General features: G+C 63.4%; 17 protein-coding genes and 1 pseudogene. 8 read left to right on the forward strand and 10 right to left on the reverse strand.

Going from position 1 to position 20,865, the window contains the following annotated elements:
- Positions 1 to 114: 114 nt before the first annotated feature.
- Positions 115 to 921: pseudogene (gene xth / locus GA566_RS17515) on the forward strand (exodeoxyribonuclease III); the annotation flags it as partial.
- Between the two features lie 194 nt (positions 922 to 1,115).
- Here the strand turns inward: xth and GA566_RS17520 are convergent.
- The 3 genes from GA566_RS17520 to GA566_RS17530 form a co-directional block, all read right to left on the reverse strand.
- Positions 1,116 to 1,757, reverse strand: coding sequence for a TetR/AcrR family transcriptional regulator (locus GA566_RS17520; protein WP_160473512.1), 642 nt, complete (start codon positions 1,755 to 1,757; stop codon positions 1,116 to 1,118).
- Positions 1,758 to 1,990: 233 nt separating this feature from the next.
- Positions 1,991 to 2,455, reverse strand: a complete 465-nt coding sequence (locus tag GA566_RS17525; protein ID WP_160473513.1) for a copper resistance protein CopQ — start codon at positions 2,453 to 2,455, stop codon at positions 1,991 to 1,993.
- Positions 2,456 to 2,835: 380 nt separating this feature from the next.
- Positions 2,836 to 3,258: a VOC family protein gene (locus GA566_RS17530; protein WP_137928456.1), complete on the reverse strand. Its 423-nt coding sequence runs from the start codon at positions 3,256 to 3,258 to the stop codon at positions 2,836 to 2,838.
- 152 nt (positions 3,259 to 3,410) lie between these two features.
- Between GA566_RS17530 and GA566_RS17535 the strand changes: the two genes are divergently transcribed.
- Positions 3,411 to 4,277, forward strand: coding sequence for a LysR family transcriptional regulator (locus tag GA566_RS17535; RefSeq protein WP_137928461.1), 867 nt, complete (start codon positions 3,411 to 3,413; stop codon positions 4,275 to 4,277).
- A gap of 7 nt (positions 4,278 to 4,284) precedes the next feature.
- On the opposite strand, the gene GA566_RS17540 is transcribed toward GA566_RS17535, so the two are convergent.
- Complete coding sequence (locus tag GA566_RS17540; RefSeq protein ID WP_160473514.1) at positions 4,285 to 5,583, reverse strand: MFS transporter; 1,299 nt, start codon at positions 5,581 to 5,583, stop codon at positions 4,285 to 4,287.
- A 32-nt stretch (positions 5,584 to 5,615) separates the two neighbouring features.
- Positions 5,616 to 6,218, reverse strand: a complete 603-nt coding sequence (locus tag GA566_RS17545) for a TetR/AcrR family transcriptional regulator (RefSeq protein ID WP_137928454.1) — start codon at positions 6,216 to 6,218, stop codon at positions 5,616 to 5,618.
- Between the two features lie 156 nt (positions 6,219 to 6,374).
- Between GA566_RS17545 and GA566_RS17550 the strand changes: the two genes are divergently transcribed.
- The gene (locus GA566_RS17550; RefSeq protein ID WP_137928453.1) at positions 6,375 to 7,139 is read left to right on the forward strand and encodes an SDR family NAD(P)-dependent oxidoreductase; all 765 of its coding nucleotides are present in this window, start codon (positions 6,375 to 6,377) and stop codon (positions 7,137 to 7,139) included.
- Positions 7,140 to 7,349: 210 nt separating this feature from the next.
- Positions 7,350 to 9,293, forward strand: coding sequence for a methyl-accepting chemotaxis protein (locus GA566_RS17555; protein WP_370459320.1), 1,944 nt, complete (start codon positions 7,350 to 7,352; stop codon positions 9,291 to 9,293).
- A gap of 87 nt (positions 9,294 to 9,380) precedes the next feature.
- On the opposite strand, the gene GA566_RS17560 is transcribed toward GA566_RS17555, so the two are convergent.
- The 4 genes from GA566_RS17560 to GA566_RS17575 form a co-directional block, all read right to left on the reverse strand.
- Positions 9,381 to 10,457, reverse strand: a complete 1,077-nt coding sequence (locus GA566_RS17560) for a BON domain-containing protein (protein WP_160473515.1) — start codon at positions 10,455 to 10,457, stop codon at positions 9,381 to 9,383.
- Between the two features lie 226 nt (positions 10,458 to 10,683).
- Positions 10,684 to 11,064, reverse strand: coding sequence for a hypothetical protein (locus GA566_RS17565; protein WP_160473516.1), 381 nt, complete (start codon positions 11,062 to 11,064; stop codon positions 10,684 to 10,686).
- A 226-nt stretch (positions 11,065 to 11,290) separates the two neighbouring features.
- Positions 11,291 to 12,238, reverse strand: coding sequence for a patatin-like phospholipase family protein (locus GA566_RS17570; RefSeq protein WP_160473517.1), 948 nt, complete (start codon positions 12,236 to 12,238; stop codon positions 11,291 to 11,293).
- 257 nt (positions 12,239 to 12,495) lie between these two features.
- Positions 12,496 to 14,022: an acetyl-CoA hydrolase/transferase family protein gene (locus tag GA566_RS17575; RefSeq protein ID WP_137928533.1), complete on the reverse strand. Its 1,527-nt coding sequence runs from the start codon at positions 14,020 to 14,022 to the stop codon at positions 12,496 to 12,498.
- A gap of 384 nt (positions 14,023 to 14,406) precedes the next feature.
- Between GA566_RS17575 and GA566_RS17580 the strand changes: the two genes are divergently transcribed.
- The 4 genes from GA566_RS17580 to GA566_RS17595 all read left to right on the forward strand — a co-directional run bounded on the left by GA566_RS17580 (position 14,407) and on the right by GA566_RS17595 (position 18,879).
- Positions 14,407 to 16,149, forward strand: coding sequence for an FAD-dependent oxidoreductase (locus GA566_RS17580; protein WP_160473518.1), 1,743 nt, complete (start codon positions 14,407 to 14,409; stop codon positions 16,147 to 16,149).
- A 430-nt stretch (positions 16,150 to 16,579) separates the two neighbouring features.
- Entirely contained in the window at positions 16,580 to 16,873 is a 294-nt protein-coding gene (locus GA566_RS17585; protein ID WP_137927326.1) for a hypothetical protein, read from the forward strand.
- Positions 16,874 to 17,186: 313 nt separating this feature from the next.
- Positions 17,187 to 18,263: an alpha/beta fold hydrolase gene (locus GA566_RS17590; protein ID WP_160474642.1), complete on the forward strand. Its 1,077-nt coding sequence runs from the start codon at positions 17,187 to 17,189 to the stop codon at positions 18,261 to 18,263.
- 136 nt (positions 18,264 to 18,399) lie between these two features.
- Positions 18,400 to 18,879, forward strand: coding sequence for a nuclear transport factor 2 family protein (locus tag GA566_RS17595; RefSeq protein WP_160473519.1), 480 nt, complete (start codon positions 18,400 to 18,402; stop codon positions 18,877 to 18,879).
- Positions 18,880 to 18,953: 74 nt separating this feature from the next.
- Here GA566_RS17595 and GA566_RS17600 read toward each other — a convergent pair whose 3' ends face one another.
- Positions 18,954 to 20,690 carry a dipeptidase gene (locus tag GA566_RS17600; RefSeq protein WP_160473520.1) on the reverse strand — a complete coding sequence of 579 codons (1,737 nt, stop codon included), beginning with the start codon at positions 20,688 to 20,690 and terminating at the stop codon, positions 18,954 to 18,956.
- Positions 20,691 to 20,865 lie beyond the last annotated feature (175 nt).

Raw genomic sequence — 20,865 nt, forward strand, 5'->3', positions numbered from 1 at the left:
GCGCAAATCGCCGAAGGATCGAAGGACTGTATGAATATACAGTGATCGGACACCGACAGGAAATCTTCACGCGGGAATTTATGATGAACACCACGTTCGACTGGAGCCCCGCCGATGACTTCGATGAAGATCGCCACGTTCAACATCAACGGTGTGCGCACGCGCCTGGCCGCGTTGCTCAAATGGCTGGAGCGCGAGAAGCCCGACGTGGCCTGCCTGCAGGAACTCAAGACCGTGGACGAAGGCTTCCCCATCGACGAGATCCGCGCGGCCGGTTATGGCGCGATCTGGCATGGGCAGAAATCGTGGAATGGCGTGGCGATCCTGGCGCGTGGCGTTGATCCTGTGGAGGTACGGCGGGGTTTGCCGAGTGGCGAGGGTGGCGCTGATCCCGATACCCAGAGCCGCTATCTCGAAGCCGCCATCGAAGGCGTGCTGGTGGCCTGCCTCTACTTGCCCAACGGCAACCCGCAGCCCGGTCCCAAGTTCGACTACAAGCTGGCGTGGTTCGAGCGATTGATCGCCCATGCGCAGACGCTGTACGACAGCGGCCATCCAGTAGTGATCGCCGGGGATTTCAACGTCGTGCCGACCGATGACGATATCTACAACACGCGCTCGTGGCTCAAGGACGCGCTGCTGCAACCCGAGAGCCGAGAGTGCTATCGGCGTCTGCTGGCACAAGGATGGGTCGATGCGCTGCGCACGCAGCATCCGGACGAGCGCATCTACACCTTCTGGGACTACTTCCGCCAGCACTGGCAAACCAACTCAGGGCTGCGTATCGACCACCTGCTGCTGGGGCCGGGTGTGCAACTGCACGATGCAGGCGTGGACCGATGGGTGCGCGGCGAAGAAAAGGCGAGCGATCATGCACCGACGTGGGTGGTGATCGATACCGGCAGGGGCGTGGCAAAGAAGGTCGCAGCAAAGAAGGTCGCAGCAAAGAAGGTCGCTACCAAACAGGCCGCACCAAAAAAAACCGCCGGGAAAATCCCGGCGTCGGAGAAAACAGGGACGTCCACCGCGAGAGCGGGACGGCGGACGTCGGGCACCTGAACCTGACTACGGGTCAGGGGCCACAGAAATCGTTCAATCGGCCACTACTCGACCATTCAGGCCGGCACAGCCTCGAATGCCTCGCGTGCCTCATGTGCGCGCACTTCATGCATCGAGCCACCCACGGCGCCCATCAACATGTCTGCCGCGGCATCCAGCCGATCGGTCGAACCCGACATCCGCGCCGTGATGATCCCGTTCTGGATCGCGCCATACAGCACGCTGGCCAATGCCATCGGCGGCACCGGATACGGCTCGCCACGTTCGATCTCGGCGCGGCGCAGCAGGCGGGCAATCCATTCCTCGTGCATGCGGTAGTGCGCCTGCAGCGGGATGCGGATGGCATCGGGCAACGCCAGCACTTCGGCGGACAGCATGCCAGCCAGGCAGATCTGGTTCAGCTCGATGTCGTTGCGCAGCGGGCGGATGTACTGCCATGCCTGCTCACAGAGCGACAGTGCCGGGTCGATGGCGGCCAGCCGGGCCTGCGAACGTTCGCGGTACAGCTTCACCACTTCCTGCACCAGATCGTCCTTGGCGGGAAAGTGGTAATGAATACTCGACGTCTTCACACCCACCAGTTCCGCCAGGTCGCGATAGCTGAATCCGTTGTAACCGCGTTGCCGGATCAGCACGGAGGCATGCTCGAGCAACTGGTCGCGCACGGACTGCGCGGCTTGCGTGGATTGCGTTTTCATGACATCTGTCCTTGGCCTCGTGAGCCGCGGACCCTCCAGTTTCGCCGCTGTCCTCGTGGCTAAATGGACAACGACTGCGCGACGAGTGAATACAGCGCTCCGGTCCCGAAGCAAAGCAACACCCATCCGCCCACGATCAGGGCGCCGTCACGCAAGTTCATGATGGAAACTCCGTATGTCTGGCCCGGTGGCCGCCCTGGTTACTGCGCAGGAGGGCGGCCGCCGGTGCGGGGTCAGGCCAGCGCGCCGTCGGTGTAGACGTCAACGCTGCGTTGCGGTTCGGAAGAGACGCCAGTGCGATCCAGGCCGGCGACGGTGCGGGCACCACCGCTGTACGGGTCGAACGGAGCAGCCTTGGCACCGTCGGTGTACGGGTCGAAGGTGCGCGACGGTTCAGCCGAGACACCGGTCCGGTCCAGGCCGGCCACGGTGCGGGCACCATCGGTGTACGGGTCGAACTTGCCGATCTTTGCGCCATCGGTGTACGGGTCAGCCTTGCCAACGCGTGCGCCTTCGGTGAACGAATCGAACTTGCCGGTGCGTGCGCCATCGGTGAACGCGCTGCGGCTGTCCTGTACGCGATAGGTGTAGCCGTAGACTTCGCCAGCCTTCTGGGCGGCGGGTGCGGCTTGCGCAGCGCCTGCAACGAAAGCGGCGGCGAGGGCGGCGGCGGTGATCAGGGTCTTGGTGGCGGTCATGATGCTCTCCTGGCTTTGGCCCGACGCTCCGGTTTGTGTGGAGGCTCGTCGCGGCCGATTTCTGTGTGGCAATCCGTCGGTCCTTGCTAACTGCTATCTACTGCTAGATAGAGAAGCGTTCCTAAAAAAAGACCGGCTCCCGGTACTGACAACAAACAACTTGTATTGCGTGGCGCGTCGCGCTTTTGGCTTTTTTGCTACCGCAGTGCGTCGTCCATGGCTCGAATATTATCTACTACTAGATAGATACGCAAGGAGAATTTGGAGAAATTCCGATGTACAAGGTGGAGGAAGCGCTCTAGATCGGCCGGATATTGGCTCGATCAGAGCGCTAACTTGCTGAAACTAAAGAAAAAACGATGGAGCAGGGTTGCGGGGCTTTACTTCGCAAACACCTGGCTCAGGTCGCCGAACGCCTTGAATTCCAGTGCATTGCCCGACGGATCGAGGAAGAACATCGTTGCCTGCTCGCCCACTTGTCCCTTGAAGCGCACATGCGGTTCGATCACGAACTTCGTGCCGGCAGCGCGCAGCTTTTCGGCCAGTTGCTCCCATTGCGTCATCGACAGGATCGCGCCGAAATGCCGCACCGGCACGTTGTCGCCATCCACGGCACTGGTGGCGCGATGGCCGCACTCGTCGGGCGAGAGATGGGCCACGACCTGATGGCCGTAGAAATCGAAGTCGACCCAGGCATCGGAACTGCGGCCTTCCGGACAACCAAGCAGATCGCCGTAGAACTGGCGCGCGGCGGCAAGGTCGTGAACGGGAAAGGCAAGGTGGAACAGGGGCATGGCGCTCATGGCGTGGTCTCTTGTATGGGGTACGGGTTGGGTGTCGTTGATTGTAATCAGCAAGACTCGTAATATGAAACGAATCATTTCTTGGCTGAGTATCGAAAATCTCGATGCTTGGTTTCGACCGTGTTCCGCAGTTCTTTCATCCCTTCCTCCCCGTGATCCGCTATTTCAAGACCTTTCTCACTGCCGCCGAGACCAGTTCGTTTTCCGCAGCGGGTGCGCGTCTGGGCCTGACCCAATCGGCGGTAAGCACGCAGATCCGCCGGTTGGAGGAGGATCTCGGCTGCACGTTGTTCGACCGGTCGGGTAAATCGGTGACGCTGAGCGAGGAGGGGCGGCAGAGGCTGCCGGAGGTGGCCCGTCTGGTATCGATCTACGAATCGATGAAGGGCGCACGCTCGCAACAGGACCTGGCGCCGCTGGATCTGGGCGCGGTATCCACGGTGCAGTCCACGCTGTTGCCGCGTGCGATGCAGCGCTTCCGCATGGCGCATCCCGATACGCACGTGAACATCGTGCCGGGCATGTCCACGCAACTGCTCACGCAGGTGGATGCGCGTGAACTCGACATCGCGGTGCTGGTCAAGCCACGCCTGGGCATTCCGCAGGAATTGAAGTGGGTGACGCTGATTCAGGAACCGTTCGTCGCCGTGGCGCCAATGGGAACAACCGGCGATTTGAAGACGGTGCTGGAGACCGTGCCGTTCATCCGCTACAACCGTCACTCCACGGGTGGCCAACTGGTGGACCGCTATCTGAAGCGCCACCGCTACTGGGTGCGCGAGGGCATGGAACTGGACGAACCCGCCGTGATCCTGCAGATGGTGGCCGAGGGGTTGGGCTGCGCAATCATTCCTTCGGCGCTGGTGCCGTTGCGGCAGACGCCTGGCATCGTCGAGATCGCGATGCCGGGCGCGCCGCTGGTGCGGGAGATCGGGGTGCTGGTGCGGCAGTCGGCGCTTAAACGCGCACCTGCTGCCGCACTGATCGACGCGTTCGTGGCGGTGAGCGCCGAACGCTAGCGATGGATCACGCCTGGGCCGGTTGCGGCGCAGGCTGCTGCGCGGGCCGGCGCACCATCAGCGCCAGCAGTGCGGCCAGCAGACAAGCCGTGCCAGCAATGTAGAGCGCCGGGGAATAGGTGAGCCAGAACGTGCGCGACATCCCTGCACCAAAGGCCGCTGTTGCCGCGCCGATCTGGTGGGCGGCGAAGATCCAGCCAAAGACCATCGGCGCGCGCTCGCGGCCAAACGTGGTGGCCGCCAGCTTGATCGTTGGCGGCACCGTCGCGATCCAGTCGAGACCGTAGAACATCGCGAAGATCGACAGGCCGTAGAGCGTGAATTCCGAATGCGGCAGCCAGAACAGCGACAAGCCGCGCAGCCCGTAGTACCAGAACAGCAGCTTGCGGCTGTCGTAGCGATCCGAAAGCCAGCCGGAGAGGATGGTGCCGACGAAGTCGAACGCGCCCATCATGGCCAGTGCCGAGGCGGCGGGCACTGCGGACATGCCGTAGTCCGCGCACAGCGAGATGAAGTGCGTCTGGATCAGGCCGTTGGTCGAGAGGCCGCAGATGAAGAACGTACCGGCGAGAATCCAGAACGTCTGCGTGCGCGCAGCGTCGCGCAGCACCGTGAACGGTCCGCGCCACGAGAGCGGGGCAGCAGGGGCCGGCGCAGCGGGCACTGTGCCCGGCAGGTCGCCAAACGCCACCAGACCTACATCGGACGGACGGCTGCGCATGAAGCCGAACACGACGAAGGCCAGCGCAGCGCAGGCTACCAGCACCGGCAGCACGGCCACGCGCCATCCCATATGTTCGATGAGCCAGGCGGCCACGGGCAGGAAGGCCAGTTGTCCTGTTGCGGAGCTGGCTGTCAGCACGCCGATCACCAGCCCGCGCCGCGCGGTGAACCAGCGATTGGCCACTACGGCGGCCAGCACCAGTGCGGTGAGTCCCGAACCTACGCCGAGCATCAGGCCCCACGCCACAAACAGTTGCCAGAGTTCCGTGGAGACTGTTGCCAGCGCCATGCCGCCCGCGATCAGTGCGAGCGCGGCACACACCACGTTGCGCACGCCGAAGCGCTCCATCAGGATGGCCGAGAACGGTGCCATGATGCCGAACAACGCAAAGCGGAACGCCAGGATCGAGGAGACCTTGTCCGTGCTCCACCCCATCTCGGTACTCATGGGTTTCAGGAAGGCGCCGGGCAGACCGAGCGCGGCGGAGGTAGTGAGCATCACGCAGAACGTGATGGCGGCGACGATCCACGCGTAGTGGATACCGCGCCGGTCCAGCTGGCGGGAGAAGGCTTGCGCGAACATGGGGCGTTATCTGAGAAGTGGGAGGTGAGAAATCAGGCGACGGTGTTGTGGGAAGGGACATCGGTCAGCCAACGGCGTGCGGCATCGAGGATGTCGTCGGAAATCGCATGGCCAGCCGTGGCACGCGCCAGCGTGATCGCACCCACCAGCGTCGCCATCTGTACGAGCGCCATGCGATCGGCTTCGGGGCCGGGGTGTTCTGCCGTGGTCTTCCACGTATCGAGCAATTGGCCGATGCCATCGACATAGGCCTCGTGCACGGGCTTGCCCGCCGGTTCGCGCGCGACATCGATGGCGAGTGCGGAGGCGGGACAGCCGTGTCCAGCCGCATCGCGATGCGCTTCGCTGAGGTAGCGGCTCACCAGTTCATGCCGTGCGGTGGCCGAATCGCTTGCCTGCGCCACGGTTTCCTGCCAGCGCGCATTCGCATCTGTGAACGCGCGCGCACATCCTACGGCTGCGAGTTCATCCTTCGACGCAAAGTGTCCATAGAAGCCGCCATGCGTGAGTCCGGCTTCGGCCATGACCTGCGCCACCGATACGCCATGCAGGCCGTGCTGCCTGAATAATCGGGCCGATGCCTTCTCGATGGCTGTCCTATGCTGTTCTGCGACGACTCGTGATGCGCGCGCCATGTTGACTCCCTGCTCCGTGCGATCCGCAAAATTGACCTTGACCGCAGTTTAGATGACAACCATAATTTAAGCAATAAATGACGGTCATCATGTATAAGGCGATCGGCATTCATGTTGTGGCTGTACGACTTCCATCACTCTCGAGGAAAACCTGTCATGTTCAAACTGTTCGATATGTCCGGCCGCGTGGCCGTTGTCACTGGCTCAACCAAAGGCATGGGCCTCGAAATGGCGCGGGCACTAGGGCAAGCCGGCGCTCGCGTGGTGGTGTCGGGGCGCGATGCCGCGGTCTCTGCGCAGGTGGCGGCGCGGCTGGGCGAGGAAGGTATCGACGCCACAGGCATTGCGTGCGATATCGTCGACACCGACAGCGTGCGCGCCTTTGCGAAAGACGTGCTCGCGAAGTTCGGCCGGGTGGATGCGCTGGTGCTCAACGCTGCCGGCTCCACGGCTGTCGGCTCGATGCTCGATCAGGGGCCGGAAGCCTTCGATGAAGTGATGGCCGGTAACGTGCGCGGCAATCTCGTGCTCGTGAACGCGCTGGCGCCACAGATGATCGAGCGGCGCGATGGCTCGATCCTGTTCATGTCGAGCATTGCCGCCCGACGTGGCTCGGCCATGCTGGCGCTGTACAGCATCTCGAAGGGTGCGACGGATCTGGCCATGCGCAATCTCGCGCAGACGCTCGGGCCGTACAACATCAACGTGAACAGCATCAACCCGGGGCCGGTTCGCACGGACTTTTCGCGCGACGCGCTGTGGGGCGACCCCGAGCGCGAAAAGATGCTGTCCGCAGGGATTCCGTTGCGACGCATTGCCGAAGCCAGCGATGTAGCGGGCCTTGCAGTACTGCTGGCCTCGCCGGCAGGACGCTATATCTCCGGGCAGACGATTGGCGTGGATGGTGGCGCCACGGCCTGAGGCACGGGTGGAAACTCGCGTGAAAGCTCGCGCGAAAAACGTGCGCGGCGCACCGTCATCGTGCGCCGTTCGCACTGCCTTTGTGCGGCATGAAAAATAACGGGAAATAGCCAGGAAAACCGCTTTATTTCTGCGGATTGGCGTCGATACAGCGAGCATTGGGACCTATCACCAGACTCGCAAAAAAAGACACCTCTCCAAAGGACCATCGTGGCCGCTTTCCTGACTCCTGCCGTACGGTTGATGGCACGCCTGACCATCACGCGCAAGCTGGTGCTGTTGTCCGTGCTGTTCCTGATTCCACTGTGCGGCGCACTGTTCGCCGTGATGCAGCAGTCCGTGCAGTCGATGCGCGATACGCGTAATGAAGTACTCGGATTGAAGCTCGTCTCGCAGGCACTCGATTTCATGCGCGAGACGCAGGTGCGTCGTGGCGCGGCCAATGGCGTGCTGCTCGGCAACACCAGCTTCAAGGCTACGTTCGATGCTGCCGATGGCAAGGCCGCGCAGCATCTTTCCGCGCTGCTCGCCGACGCATCAACAGTGACCGCGTTCGACGTGGTGCCCGATGCGAAGAAGCTCGACGAGGCATGGCAGCAGATCCGCAAGCTCGGACTCGATACGCCTGCCGGTCCGCTGTTCGAGCGCCATACCACGCTGGTCAAGCACACGCGGCTGTTTATCGGTGACGTGGCCGACCACTCGACACTCGCGCTCGATCCGGAGGCAGGCTCCTATTACCTGATCAACCTCATGGTGGGCCCGATGCCCAAGCTGGCGGAGTTGGGTGCGCTGGCGCGCGGGCGTGGCGCGGGCATCATCGCGCAAGGTGGCTACTCCGATGCCGCGCAGCAGGCCGAATTGGCTGCGCTGGCCGAACAGATCCAGGATGGACTGGAGACCGTGCGCCGCGACATCGCGCGCGTGCTGGTCGACACGCCCGCCTATCGTGGCCGCGTGGAGGCTGCGGGCAAGCAACTGGCGGCGATGGACAACTTCTATCGCACGCTCAAAGTGAACATGCTGGGGTCGAGCGGAATCAACATCGATGCCAAGACGTATTTCGCAGAAGGTACGGCCGCCATCGATGCCGTCTCGGCGGTCAATCGGGAATTCACGTCACTGGCCGGCGAGATGCTCGAAGAACGGATCGCCGCGCACAAGCGAAAGTTGGCGGCATTGATCGTGGTGGCGGCGATGACCGTGGGCGGCGCGCTGTACCTGTTCGCCGGTTTCAGCCGAGGCATGCGCGACGACGTGCATGACGTGGCGCATCTGGTGGCCCGTATTCACGATGGCGACCTGAGCGTGCATATCGATGCGCACGGGCGCGATGAATTCAGCGATGTGAAGCGGCACCTGATGGCACTGGTGGCGTCGTGGCGCGGCCTCATCGGTGAGACGAAAGAAGGCGCCGAGAACGTGCTGGTGGCAGCCGAACAGATTGCACAAGGCAATACGGACTTGTCGCAGCGCACCGAGGAACAGGCATCGTCGCTGGAGCAGACGGCGGCGAGCATGGAGGAGCTGACCTCGATCGTGCAGCAGAACGCGGGCAATGCGACGGAAGCCATGGCACTGGCGGGCGATGCCGTGCGCATTGCCACAGAAGGCGGGCACGCCGTGTCCCGCATGCAGGAGACCATGACTGACATCGAGGCCGATTCGCGCCGCATCGTTGACATCATCGCGGTCATCGACAGCATTGCTTTCCAGACCAATATCCTGGCGTTGAATGCTGCTGTGGAAGCCGCGCGCGCAGGGGAAGCGGGGCGGGGCTTTGCCGTGGTGGCGGGGGAAGTGCGCACGCTGGCGCAACGCGCGGCGAACTCGGCGAAAGAGATTCGGCTGTTGATCTCGCAGTCAGCGGATCGCATAGCAAGTGGCACGGCACTGGCCATCGATGCGGCTTCCACCATTGGCAACGTGGTAACGGCGGTGCAGCGCGTGACATCGGTGATGGACGACATCAGCCGCGCCTCGCACGAGCAAAGCAGCGGCATCGCACAGGTCAATCAGGCGGTGACACAGATGGATCAGGTGACGCAGCAGAACGCCGCACTGGTGGAAGAAGCCGCGGCAGCCGCGCAGGCGCTGCGAGAGCAGGCGGAAAGGATGGAAAGGTCGGTGAGTGTTTTCAGGTTGGGGGTGTAGCCGACAGCAAAGCGTTTCTTGTCACGCTTGTTTTGCTCCCCTCTCCCGCTAACACGGGAGAGGGGAGCGCATAGCGACGGTCGTCGCCTAGTGCGCAACACGAATGTTGTTCTCAACCTCCGTCACGCCGAACGTATTATCAGCAAGATCCTCGATATCGAACTTCTGGCTGCGGCGATGCACCGTGCCGCCCAGCGTCACCTTGCCGTTTGCCACATCCACCGTCACCTCGCTCACATCCACGCCGCTGCCGAACGTCAGCCGCTCGCAGATCTCGTCGCGGATGCGGTCGTCGGTGCGGGTGTAGCCGCGCGGGCCCGTGCGCTTTTCTCCGTCATCGGTGCCGAACCAGTCGTTGAAGACTTCTCCGATGCGGTGGCCGAGGTTGTAGAGCACACCGTGGTCGTCATCGTCGTCGCGGTCATAGCGTTCATCCCGGCCGTAACGTTGATCGTCTCCCGCCTCGCGCCAGGTGCCGCCACGCGTGGCATATCCGCGATGATCGTCACCGTTGTCGCGCCCGCCGAGATAGTCGCGGCCATACGATTGGGCGCGTGAGGGGCGGCCCTCTCCCCACTCGTCGACAGGTTCGGTCCAGTAGCGGGTATCGCTGCGCAAATCGTTGAAATAGGTGCCCCGTCGCTGGGCTGACGCGTAGCCATGTTGCGGCCCGCGTTGCTCGGCGCGGCGGAGCCATTCCTGGTCGGCGTTGCCGAAGCCGCTATCGCGTCGTCCTTGATGCCCGCCGTATGACTGCTGCCGGTCATCGCCAACATCGCCGTAGTCGCCGTACTCGCTTGCATAGCGGCGGCTCTCGTACTGTTGGCGCGTGCGCCACGACTGGTCATCTTCCGGAAGCCTGCCATAGCCGCCGTTCAGACCATATCGCAGGTCGCTGCCCTGATATCGCAGATCCCCGTCATCGCTGCCACGGTAGCCGCTCGGTGCAGGCCCACCGTCGCTGAGTTGACCCGGCGCCAGCCGCTGTCGCTGGCGGGCATTCTCCCAGCGGTTGTCGGAGGATTCGGGCAGCCAGTCGTCCTGACCCATCCAGCGTGTGCCGGCATTGTCATCCCAGGGGTCACCCAGATCATCGTCACGAAGGTTTTCGGTTGCGCGCCAGGTGTTGCCCCGGCGATAACGCTCGGAATGGTAATCGGCCATGTTGCGCTCCTGTTCCAGAAGGTTGCGGGTTTGCCACGCGTCACTTGGCAGCAACGCCTTGCACGTCTGGCAATTCCGGAAACAGCGCAAATTCCGTACCGCGCCTCCCAGCCCTTGTCGCACCGTGGGTTGGCGGCAATGGGTGGACAAGACGCCATGCAACCATTGCGCGGTTGCGTGTAAAGACTTCCTGTCGAAGGAACGGGAACGTCCGGCTACGTACGGGTTACGGCGCCTTCACCCGGCGCACGTTCGCCGGTGCCGGGGCAAGCGTGGTGGCGGTGGGAGGCGTGGGGGACGCTGGACGAACCGGCTGAGCGGCAGAAGGCTCGCTGCGTTCCATCCGCCCCGGCCGCACAGGCGCGATGCCCTCCACGGCGTTGAAGATATCGCTGTGAGCGTAATGGGCAGCCGTGTCCTCCAGGAATCCGGGACGCTGCACCGAGGGAGGTGGCAAGACGCTGTCGGCCAGCGCGGCCGTATGCAGGCAGAGCATCAGCAAGCGCAGCAGCAACACGATGCCGCGAATGCGGTAGCGAATGACCGGGGGATGATGCGGACGTGGCGGCGCGACGACGCCCGGCCGCAGTTGTGGCGGGATCAACATGGCAGTTCTCCGAGGGAGCCCGAGGCTCCGGTTAGGGTCGAGCGTGGCGCCGCGCTCGATGCGTCTAATCGCAGAGAACATGCCACCCGTCAGAAGGCGACGGGCGAGGGGGATGCAGCACTTCGGAATAGGAAAAACGGGCGGAAGACGTGGCGTCCACCAACACTGGTCGGGCAGACGGTTGGGCCTGACCCAACACGTTGCGCCGAGTCAGATGATCAACAAATCAATGCGCGCCCGGATGCTGATGGCCGGGATGGTCCACATGCACGTGGCCGGGCGGTGGCATCTGGATATCCGCGCTGCACGCCGGGTGTTCCTCGTCGTGTTCATGTGGTTCCAATGCACCGGGTACGCGTCGGCTCTCCAGTCCGCCAGAACGCAGCCAGGCCAGTGTGGCTTCTGCCGCGCGATCGATCAGTTCGCCGCAGCGCGTATAGTCGTACGGCGAGACATCGAGTGGGCAAAGCGGCGGCACCACGGCAATGTGCGCCTGATCGCCCCAACGCTCCAGGTCATGCACGAGTTGCCGGGCCACCAGCAGCGATAGGGCGTTGAATGCATGCTCCATCGCACCGCGCGGCGGGCGACGCTCGTCGCAGGCAAAGCCGGCAGGCAGTACGACTACGCGCGTGGCGCCGAGGCGGATGGCCGTGGAGACCGGCGTGTTGTTCGCCACGCCGCCATCGATGAGCTTGCGTCCCTCGACATCCACAGGGGGAAACACGCCGGGAATGGCGGCGCTGGCGAGGACGGCACTGACCATGTTGCCGGACGAGAGCAGCACCTCGGCGCCGGTATGCATGTCGGTTGCCACCACATGCAGCGGGATGGACGAATTCTCGATGCGTGCATCGCCGAAATGCCGGGTCAGTAGTCGCTTCAGTCCGAATGACTCGACAAGATGGCCGCGATTGCCGACGATCATCCCCAGCATGCTGCGCCAGGACCAGGGCAGGATCTCGGCACGCGTGATACTGCGCCACAGGCTCTCCAGTCTGGCCGTGCCTTCCACATCGGGATTGTTGGCGAAGTAGGCGCCATTGATCGCCCCGGCGGACGCGCCGATGACAAAGTCGGGCTTGACGCCCCATTTCACCAGTTCGCGCAGCATGCCAACCTCAACCGCGCCCAGGCTGCCGCCGCCGGCGAATACGAATGCAGTCTTTTCCATGGTCGTGTCACGGGGCCCGGTCCCCCGCCAGATTCGTTGTGTGTCGTCGTGCGGAGAGGATAGGCCACTTTGGCGTCGGCAAAAAGAGGGCCGAAACCCGGAGGCTTCAATTTTTGTCGATATGGAAATGGCAATTAACCGCCAAGCCTTCCGCGCATCAGTGTTGTCGGCCGGCAGGAAGCGGAGCGATAAAAAAAGTCCGTAGCGGTTGGCTACGGACTTTGGGGTGACGCTTGAACGAGAGGAAGGCGGCCAGATCAGGCGGCCAGTACATCGTTGGCGGCGGGCGAGGTGTTGGGCAGCATCGAGCCGTGATCACGGTAGTTGATGTGCCACGCGAAGGCTTCTTCGAGCAGGTGTGGCGTCTGGCCACCGCGCAGGCAGGCGCGGCGGTAGTAGTCCATCAGTCCGTCGCGGTAGGCGGGGTCGGCGCAGTTGCGGATCACCTGCAATGCGCGCTCGCGTGGGGCCAGGCCGCGCAGGTCGGCCAGGCCGTGTTCGGTGACGAGGATGTCCACGTCATGCTCGCTATTGTCCACGTGCGACACCATCGGCACGATGCTGGAGATCCGGCCGTCCTTGGCCACTGACTTGGTCACGAACACGGAAAGATGCGCGTTGCGTGCGAAATCGCCCGAGCCGCCGATGCCGTTCATCATGTGCGTGCCGCCCACGTGCGTGGAGTTCACGTTGCCGTAGATGTCGCATTCGAGCGCGGTGTTGATCGTGATAAGACCCAGGCGGCGCAGCACTTCCGGATGGTTGCTGATTTCCTGTGGACGCAGCACGAGCTTGTGCTTGTAGCGCTCGATATCGTCCAGTACGCGGCGGTACACGGGGGCGGAGAGCGTCATCGACGAGGCCGAGGCAAAGCGCAGGCGGCCAGCGTCGATCAGTTCGATGGTGCTGTCCTGCAGGACCTCCGAATACATCGTCAGGTCATGGAACGGCGAATCGGCCAGCCCGTGCAGCACCGCATTGGCGATGGTGCCGATGCCGGCCTGCAGCGGCTGCAGCGACGGCGACAGGCGCCCGGCGCGGACTTCGCGTTCCAGCAAGGCATTCAGGTGTCCGGCGATCTGGCGCGTCCCGGCATCGGGCGGCAGCGCATTCGACGGGCTGTCGTCGCGCTGGGTAATCACGATGGCGGCGATACGCGAGGGATCGACCGGAATGTAGGGCAGGCCGATGCGCTGCTCCACGGCGATCAGCGGAATCGGCTGACGATACGGGCGCTGCACCGGAAAGGCGATGTCGTGCAGCCCTTCCAGACCCACGGGCATGTTCAGGTTCAGCTCGACGATGATCTTGCGGGCCATCTTCGCAAAACTGGCCGAGTTGCCAACCGAGGTGGTCGGCACGATGCCGCCCGATTCGGTGATGGCTGCGGCTTCGATCACGGCGATATCCACCGGGGCGATCTGGCCGCCGCGCAGCTGCTCGACGGTCTCGCCGAGATGCTGGTCGATGAACATGACTTCGCCAGCGTTGATCTTGCGGCGCAGCGTGGCGTCGGACTGGAACGGCATGCGACGCGCCAGCACATGGCTTTCGGCGAGGATCTTGTCGGTGTCGTGCCCCAGCGAGGCGCCGGTGATGAGGGTGATCTGCAAAGGGTCGGTGGCCGCGCGGCGCGCCAGGGCCATGGGCACGGCCTTGCAGTCGCCGGCACGGGTGAAGCCGCTCATGCCGACTGTCATGCCGTCCTGGATCAGCGTTGCAGCCTGGTCGGCCGACATGATCCGGTCCTGGAGTGCGGCCAGGCGAATGCGGTCGCGGTACATCTAGTCTCCTTGCTGGGGGCTGTCTGATATGCCGCCAGGGGCCTCGTGGGTCCGTGACGAACGTTGCGTCTTGGAGGCGCGAGGCACAGTGTAGCCAGCGCTTAATATTCTCACCATGATTTAAAGCACTGGGTGCCAGTCGATTTTTTCATAGAGGAGGGCGCCATGCGGCGTCGTTCGGAAGGTGCCGCCACCATACCCAAGCGCATTCAGACGCGTCGTGATCCCGCGCAAGCGGTTAACACAACAGGAACACGCCATCAACACGCTGGCGCGAACGGCCGCATCCAGCAAAACTTCATGCGCATTTCATCTTGGCGGGATTACTATCCAGACCAGTGTTCGATGTCCTGAATAGTGATTTCACGAGAAGGGGAGCGCAGCATGGAAATATCGCAGGTGACGTCGATGTCCGAAGCCGATCCAGAAGCCGCACCGGACCCTGGGCAAGATGCGCCGCTCGACGCGCCGTTCTCGAATCTGGAATCGCGCCGCCACCAGATGTTTCCCACGCTGACGGGGGCGGAAATCGATCGGATCCGCCGCTTCGGCACCGTGCAGACGTGGCGGGCAGGCGAGATGATCTTCGTGACTGGCGATACCGGGCGAGGCATGCATGTCGTGTTGTCCGGCCGCGTGCGCATCGACCAGCTCGACGGGTTTGGCGATCGCCATCCGATTACCGAGGAAGGCCCGGGGCAGTTCCTGGCGGAGGTAGGCCAGCTCACCGGCAAGCCGGCGCTGGTCGATGCGCTGGCGCTGGAAGATTGCACCATCCTGGTGATCGCGCCGGTCAATCTGCGCGCGCTGCTGGTGGCCGAGGCCGATCTGGGCGAGCGCATCATGCGCGCGCTGATCCTGCGCCGCGTCGGGTTGATCGAGCGGGGCGGCGGCCCGATCCTGGTCGGCAAGGGTACGGAGCCGCTGCTGCTCTCGCTGCAGGCGTTCCTGCGCCGCAATGGCCATCCCCATCGCGTCATCGATATCGAAACCGAGCGCGACTGCACCTGTCTGCTCGATTTCAGCCATGCACCGCAGAGTGATTTTCCGCTGGTGATCTGTCCGGACGGCAGCGTGCTGCGCGCCCCCGACGAAGGCCAGCTTGCCAGTTGCCTCGGGTTGGTGCCCGAGTTCGACCCGGACCACGTCTATGACGTGATCGTGGTCGGCGCAGGCCCAGCCGGGTTGGCCACTGCGGTCTATGCGGCGTCCGAAGGGCTGTCGGTCGCGGTGCTCGATTGCCGCTCGCCGGGCGGCCAGGCGGGTGCGAGTGCGCGCATCGAAAACTATCTGGGCTTTCCCACGGGAATCTCGGGCCAGGCGCTGGCGGGACGCGCGTTCGTGCAGGCGCTCAAATTCGGCGCGCACCTCGCCATTCCGCTCGAAGCCCGCAAGCTCCATTGCGGCGCGAACCCTATCGAACTCGAACTGGACGATGGCCGGCGCATTCCCACGCGCACCGTGGTGGTGGCCAGCGGCGCGCAATATCGCCGCGCGGAGATCGACGCGCTGGATCGTTACGAGGGCCGTGGCGTGTACTACTGGGCGTCGCCGGTGGAGGCCAAGCTGTGCAAGGACGAGCACGCGATGCTGGTCGGTGGCGGCAACTCCGCCGGGCAGGCGGCGGTGTACCTTGCCTCGCACGCGGCAGAGGTGCACATGCTGGTGCGTGGCGAGGGGCTGGAGGCCACGATGTCGCGCTACCTGATCGATCGCCTGAAGAGCCTGGACAACGTGCATCTCCATACGCACGCACAGATCACGGCCATGGAAGGCGAGGGCTGGCTATCGACCGTGCGTTACAAGGAGCGCGCGCGGGGCCCCGAATGCGTGGCGATACCGATGCGCCATGTCTTCCTGTTCATCGGCGCCGCACCCAACACCGAATGGCTGCGCTCTTGCAATGTCGCGACCGATGACAAGGGCTTCATCCTGACGGGCTATGACGCCCACCAGTCATGCACGGATCGGGCCGATTACACACTGGAGACCAGCGTGCCGGGTGTGTTTGCGATTGGCGACGTGCGATCGGGATCGACGAAGCGCGTGGCGGCCGCGGTGGGTGAAGGGGCGGCTGTGGTGTCGCAGATTCATAAGTATTTGGCGGAGGTGGAGGCGAAGGTTTAACGTGCGTCGCCTCCGGTTTTCTCCTGCTGGCTCGCCCCCTCTCCCGCGTGTTTTGCTCCCCTCTCCCGCGTGCGGGAGAGGGGCTGGGGGAGAGGGCAGACGGTTCTGCTTGCCGACATGTCGCAATTTGCACTGTTGGCCCTCTCCCCCGACCCCTCTCCCGCCTTGCGGGAGAGGGGAGCAAGAGAGGGGAGTAAACAAGAGCGCGGGAGAGAGGAGACAACAAGAGTGCGGGAGAAGACCGCCCCCCAAAATGAAACAACTCTCCACAGGACACCCGTCCCGCTCAATCCTCCGCGTTTTCCCCAACTGTCCCGATTGACCCGGGACTCTCGCCTCATGTCAGGCACGGCATCGATCTCCACAATGGCTCCTACGGATTGGCCATCGCCATCCGCTTTTTCCGGAGTTTCAAGTTGGAGTAATCACGATGTTGAACGCAGCAAAGACCCTTTTCACCGCTTCCGCACTGACCCTCGGGCTGAGCACCGCCGCACACGCCGGCGCCTGGAGCGAGGTATTCATCCCATCGACGGCATCGACGCAGCACGCCAGTGCGGCAGTTTGCAAGCGCGGCGGATTCGATCCGTATTCGGAAGGCATGCGGATCGGGCCGCGCGATGCCTATAGCGACGGCGGCAATCGTCAGGGTCCGCGCGATGCGTTCACCGACGGCGCGCGCAGCATCGGCCAGCAGGGCGCCTGTGCCTCGCGCGCGGCGTGAATCACGCTGACGGAGCATTGCCCCGTTGAATCACTGCCCGGATGCCCTGCGCACCGGGCAGTTTTCTTTTTTTCCTTGCGAGTGAATACACGTGGAGTCCCTTATCCGCCGCGTACCGCACGCACTGCGTTTCGCCTGCCGCACTTTGCGCGGGCGGCATGTGGCGCTGATGTCCGCGCGATGGGGAACGTTGTCTAAGATAGGTGAGTCGCCCGGCACGACCGCACGCGGTGAACCTCTGCCCGGTATCGGCAACGATACGGGCCGCAGGCACGCCGGTCCGCTCGTATCCTGCCCCGCGCGCGACGCCGCCATGCCGATGCTCAAGCAGCAGATTCGCCTATGCACCAGCCCTGACCGCGTACGTCTGGCGTATGCGATCACGGGTAGCGGGCCGCCGCTCGTCAAAGCGGCCAACTGGATGAGCCATCTGGAGTTCGATGTCGGCAGTCCGGTCTGGAGCCACATGCTCTACGCGCTGTCCGAACAGCACACGCTGATCCGCTATGACGAGCGCGGTTGCGGGCTCTCCGATCGCCATGTCGATGACCTGTCATTCGATGCATGGCTGCGCGATCTCGAAACCATTGTCGATGCCATGGGCGTGGATCGCTTTCCGCTGCTGGGCATCTCGCAGGGCGCATCGATTGCGGTGGCCTATGCCGTGGCACATCCCGAACGGGTGAGCCACCTGATCCTGCATGGCGGTTATGCGCGGGGCCGGCTCAAGCGCAATCCCGGTCCCGAGATGCAGGAGGAAGCCGAGTTGATGATCCGGCTCGCGGAGATTGGCTGGGGTCAGGAGAACCCCGCGTTCCGGCAGTTTTTTACCACGCAGTTCATTCCGGGCGGTACGGCGGAGCAGCATCGATGGTTCAACGAGCTGGAGCGTGTGTCCACCTCTCCGATCAATGCCGCGCGCTTCATGCGGATCTTCAACGATATCGATGTGGTGACGCTGTTGCCGCTGGTCACTTGTCCCACGCTTGTCCTGTACGCCGTGCGCGATGCGCGTGTGCCATTCGATGAAGGGCGCCTGATCGCGAGCATGATTCCCAATGCTCACTTCGTCCCGCTCGACAGTGGCAACCATCTGCTGCTGGAAGCGGAGTCCGCCTGGGATCGCTGGATCGACGAGGTGCGGGCCTTCCTCCCGCCGCCGGCGCCATCGGCAGATCCCGCCTTCGGGGCGCTGACCCGTCGAGAACGCGACATTGTGGTGTTGATCGCGCAAGGCCGCGACAACGCGCAGATCGCGGCACTGCTCGGCCTGTGCGAGAAAACCGTGCGAAATCACATTACGAGCATTTTCTCGAAACTCGAAGTCGAGAATCGCTCGCAGGCTATCGTGCTGGCGCGGGAATCGGGCTTCGACCGGCAGCACCTCTGATACGCATCGGGCCAAACCGGCTTTTTTGTTCCTATATTTCGTGCTTGACGAGACAGGTCTGTCTACCAATAATGGCGAGACAGATCTGTATCACGTTCTACGTTTCTCGTTCCTCATCCATTCCTGGAGATCACGCATGTCGAATCAAGCCGAAGCCCGTCCGCCGTTCCCGCCGTTCACCCTGGAAACCGCCACCGCAAAAGTGCGCGCCGCCGAAGACGGCTGGAATTCCCGCGATCCCAAGCGCGTGGCGCTGGCGTACACCGTGGACAGCGCATGGCGCAACCGCGCCGAATTCGTGAACGGTCGCGAACACATCGAAGCGTTCCTTGCGCGCAAATGGCAGAAGGAACTGGACTATCGGCTGATCAAGGAATTGTGGGCACACGACGGCAACCGCATCGCGGTGCGCTTCGCATACGAGTGGCGCGATGACTCCGGCAACTGGTACCGGTCGTATGGCAACGAAAACTGGGAGTTCGACGAGAACGGCCTGATGCAGCGTCGCTTTGCGTGCATCAACGATGCGCCGATCAAGGAGGCGGATCGCAAGTTCCATTGGCCGCTGGGACGCCGGCCGGATGATCATGCGGGGTTGAGTGAGTTGGGGTTGTAAGCCGTTTCACTTACCCTTGGTGTGTTCCCCTCTCCCGCGCGCGGGAGAGGGGAACAAGGAAGCGTTGCGCAAAACTACTGCATCGCCTTCAAATTCCCCACCCGCACCAGCATCTCCGTGAACATCTGCATATCCAGGTTCAGATCGGAGACTTCCTTGTATTCCTTGGCGTTGTGCGCGGTGTATTTCTTGCCGGGCATGGCCGGGCCGAAGTTGATGGCGTTGGGCATCAGCTTGGCCGTGGTGCTGCCGGCGGTAGGAACGGGTTTGGCTTCCAGGCCCGTGGTATCGCCGTAGACATTCAGCAGCGTGGAGAGCCATGCGCCCTTCGGATCGCGGGCCATCCAGTCGCCCTGGTCATGCTGGATTTCAAGCGTGGTGTGCGTCGTGCCGGCCCATGCCTGAACGCGCTCGGCGATCTTCGCGCGCAATGCGTCGGGTGTGGAACCGCGCGGCATGCGCACGTTGGCCGTGACTTCCAGCTTGCCGTTGCGCTCGCGGATCAGCGTCGGTGAAATCGTCAGCGGACCCATGAAATCATCGCGATACCCCACGTCGAGCTTCTCGCCGAGGTAGCCCGTGCCATACAGGTCGGTCAGGTAGCGAATCGCGTGCGCGTACTGGTTCTGTGCGAACTTCACCCCCGATTCCTGCAGGAACAGTGCGAGCCGTGGCACCGGGTTCACGCCTTCTTCCGGGCGCGAGCCGTGGGCGGATGAGCCCGTCACCTTCACGTCGATGCCGTCGCCGTTGCGCGCGATGTCGATGGCGAACTTGCCTTGCGCGGCGTACTGCGCGATGAAACCGGCGCGCGCCTTATCGAGCGCGGCAGCCGTGGCATCGAGATCGCCACCCGTGATGCGTGCCGTGGCGGTCTGCGGAATCGCATTGGCCGATGCCGCGCCTGCCATGGCGACGATGGCAGGCTGCTTGCCATCGGTGGCCTGCACCGGGAAGCGCACCGTCAGCGCGCCCGACCCCTTCTCCGCAACAACCGCCGGGTACTTGCTGTCGAGCACGATGTTGTACTCGGGCAGGGCGGTCTTGTCGCGGTAGTACTTCATGCCGTCGCCACCGGTTTCCTCGGTGGTCTCGATCATCAGGCGGATCGAACGCGCCAGCGGCACGCCGCTATCGCGCACGGTCTTCATCGCGAAGAGCGCGGCGGCAATCGAACCCTTGTCGTCGATCGTACCGCGACCATAGAGGTAATCGCCCACGCGCGTGACCTTGAACGGGTCGAGCTTCGTGCCATCGTCGAGCACCCATTCGTCGGCCACTACCGGCACCACATCGGCGTGCGTGAGGATGCCGAACGTTTCCTTGCCCTGGCCCGGCAGCGTTACCTCGAACACGCGGTTATCCACGTTGCGGAACTGCAGGCCGAAGTCCTTCGCCATGCGCTCCACCACCTTGCCGAACTCGATGATGGCCGGGTTCTCGTGCTGCGGCACTTTCTCGTCGCGCACGGTGCGCAGCGCCACCATCTCCGTGATGCTGTCGAGCACCGCCTGATGGTTGTGCACGCGGTTGTAGACGCCCAGCAAGCGGCCGATGTTGACCAGGTCGTCGCCCTTCAGCGGCTTCTTCGCGCGATAGGCGCGCACCGATGGCGCGAGTTTCGGATCGGCCTTGACCGCGGCATCCAGAAAGGCCGCGAAGCTGGCAGGCGGCGTGGCGGTGGCGCGGGCCACGATCTGATCCAGCTCGGGTTTCACCAGCGGGGCGGCGATTGCGGCGGGGGTGCCGGTGGCAATCAGTGCGGCAGCCAGCAGGGTCGCCACGGGCAGCACTACGGTCAGGCGGGTCATCGGTTGTTGTCCCTTCGTGTTTTTGATGTGCCCGAATGATAGCGATGGGGGCGCGTGCGTGGAAGGGCATTGCGATAGCCAAAATCAATCGTAATTCGACGATTGATAATAGTAATTTCCAATGAGGATGGTTGAAACGATGAATTGTACAAATCACATGCCCGCCGGGAGAATG

The sequence above is a fragment of the Cupriavidus sp. SW-Y-13 genome (assembly GCF_009793345.1).
Taxonomy (GTDB): Bacteria; Pseudomonadota; Gammaproteobacteria; order Burkholderiales; family Burkholderiaceae; genus Cupriavidus.

What these genes read in the sequence shown, in the direction of transcription:
- GA566_RS17585 (WP_137927326.1), top strand. Translation starts at nt 16,580, where the DNA reads ATGTTGAACGCAGCAAAGACCCTTTTCACCGCTTCCGCACTGACCCTC.
- GA566_RS17575 (WP_137928533.1), bottom strand. Translation starts at nt 14,022, where the DNA reads ATGTACCGCGACCGCATTCGCCTGGCCGCACTCCAGGACCGGATCATG.
- GA566_RS17595 (WP_160473519.1), top strand. Translation starts at nt 18,400, where the DNA reads ATGTCGAATCAAGCCGAAGCCCGTCCGCCGTTCCCGCCGTTCACCCTG.
- GA566_RS17590 (WP_160474642.1), top strand. Translation starts at nt 17,187, where the DNA reads ATGCCGATGCTCAAGCAGCAGATTCGCCTATGCACCAGCCCTGACCGC.
- GA566_RS17520 (WP_160473512.1), bottom strand. Translation starts at nt 1,757, where the DNA reads ATGAAAACGCAATCCACGCAAGCCGCGCAGTCCGTGCGCGACCAGTTG.
- GA566_RS17570 (WP_160473517.1), bottom strand. Translation starts at nt 12,238, where the DNA reads ATGGAAAAGACTGCATTCGTATTCGCCGGCGGCGGCAGCCTGGGCGCG.
- GA566_RS17565 (WP_160473516.1), bottom strand. Translation starts at nt 11,064, where the DNA reads ATGTTGATCCCGCCACAACTGCGGCCGGGCGTCGTCGCGCCGCCACGT.
- GA566_RS17560 (WP_160473515.1), bottom strand. Translation starts at nt 10,457, where the DNA reads ATGGCCGATTACCATTCCGAGCGTTATCGCCGGGGCAACACCTGGCGC.
- GA566_RS17580 (WP_160473518.1), top strand. Translation starts at nt 14,407, where the DNA reads ATGGAAATATCGCAGGTGACGTCGATGTCCGAAGCCGATCCAGAAGCC.
- GA566_RS17600 (WP_160473520.1), bottom strand. Translation starts at nt 20,690, where the DNA reads ATGACCCGCCTGACCGTAGTGCTGCCCGTGGCGACCCTGCTGGCTGCC.
- GA566_RS17540 (WP_160473514.1), bottom strand. Translation starts at nt 5,583, where the DNA reads ATGTTCGCGCAAGCCTTCTCCCGCCAGCTGGACCGGCGCGGTATCCAC.
- GA566_RS17545 (WP_137928454.1), bottom strand. Translation starts at nt 6,218, where the DNA reads ATGGCGCGCGCATCACGAGTCGTCGCAGAACAGCATAGGACAGCCATC.
- GA566_RS17525 (WP_160473513.1), bottom strand. Translation starts at nt 2,455, where the DNA reads ATGACCGCCACCAAGACCCTGATCACCGCCGCCGCCCTCGCCGCCGCT.
- GA566_RS17530 (WP_137928456.1), bottom strand. Translation starts at nt 3,258, where the DNA reads ATGAGCGCCATGCCCCTGTTCCACCTTGCCTTTCCCGTTCACGACCTT.
- GA566_RS17550 (WP_137928453.1), top strand. Translation starts at nt 6,375, where the DNA reads ATGTTCAAACTGTTCGATATGTCCGGCCGCGTGGCCGTTGTCACTGGC.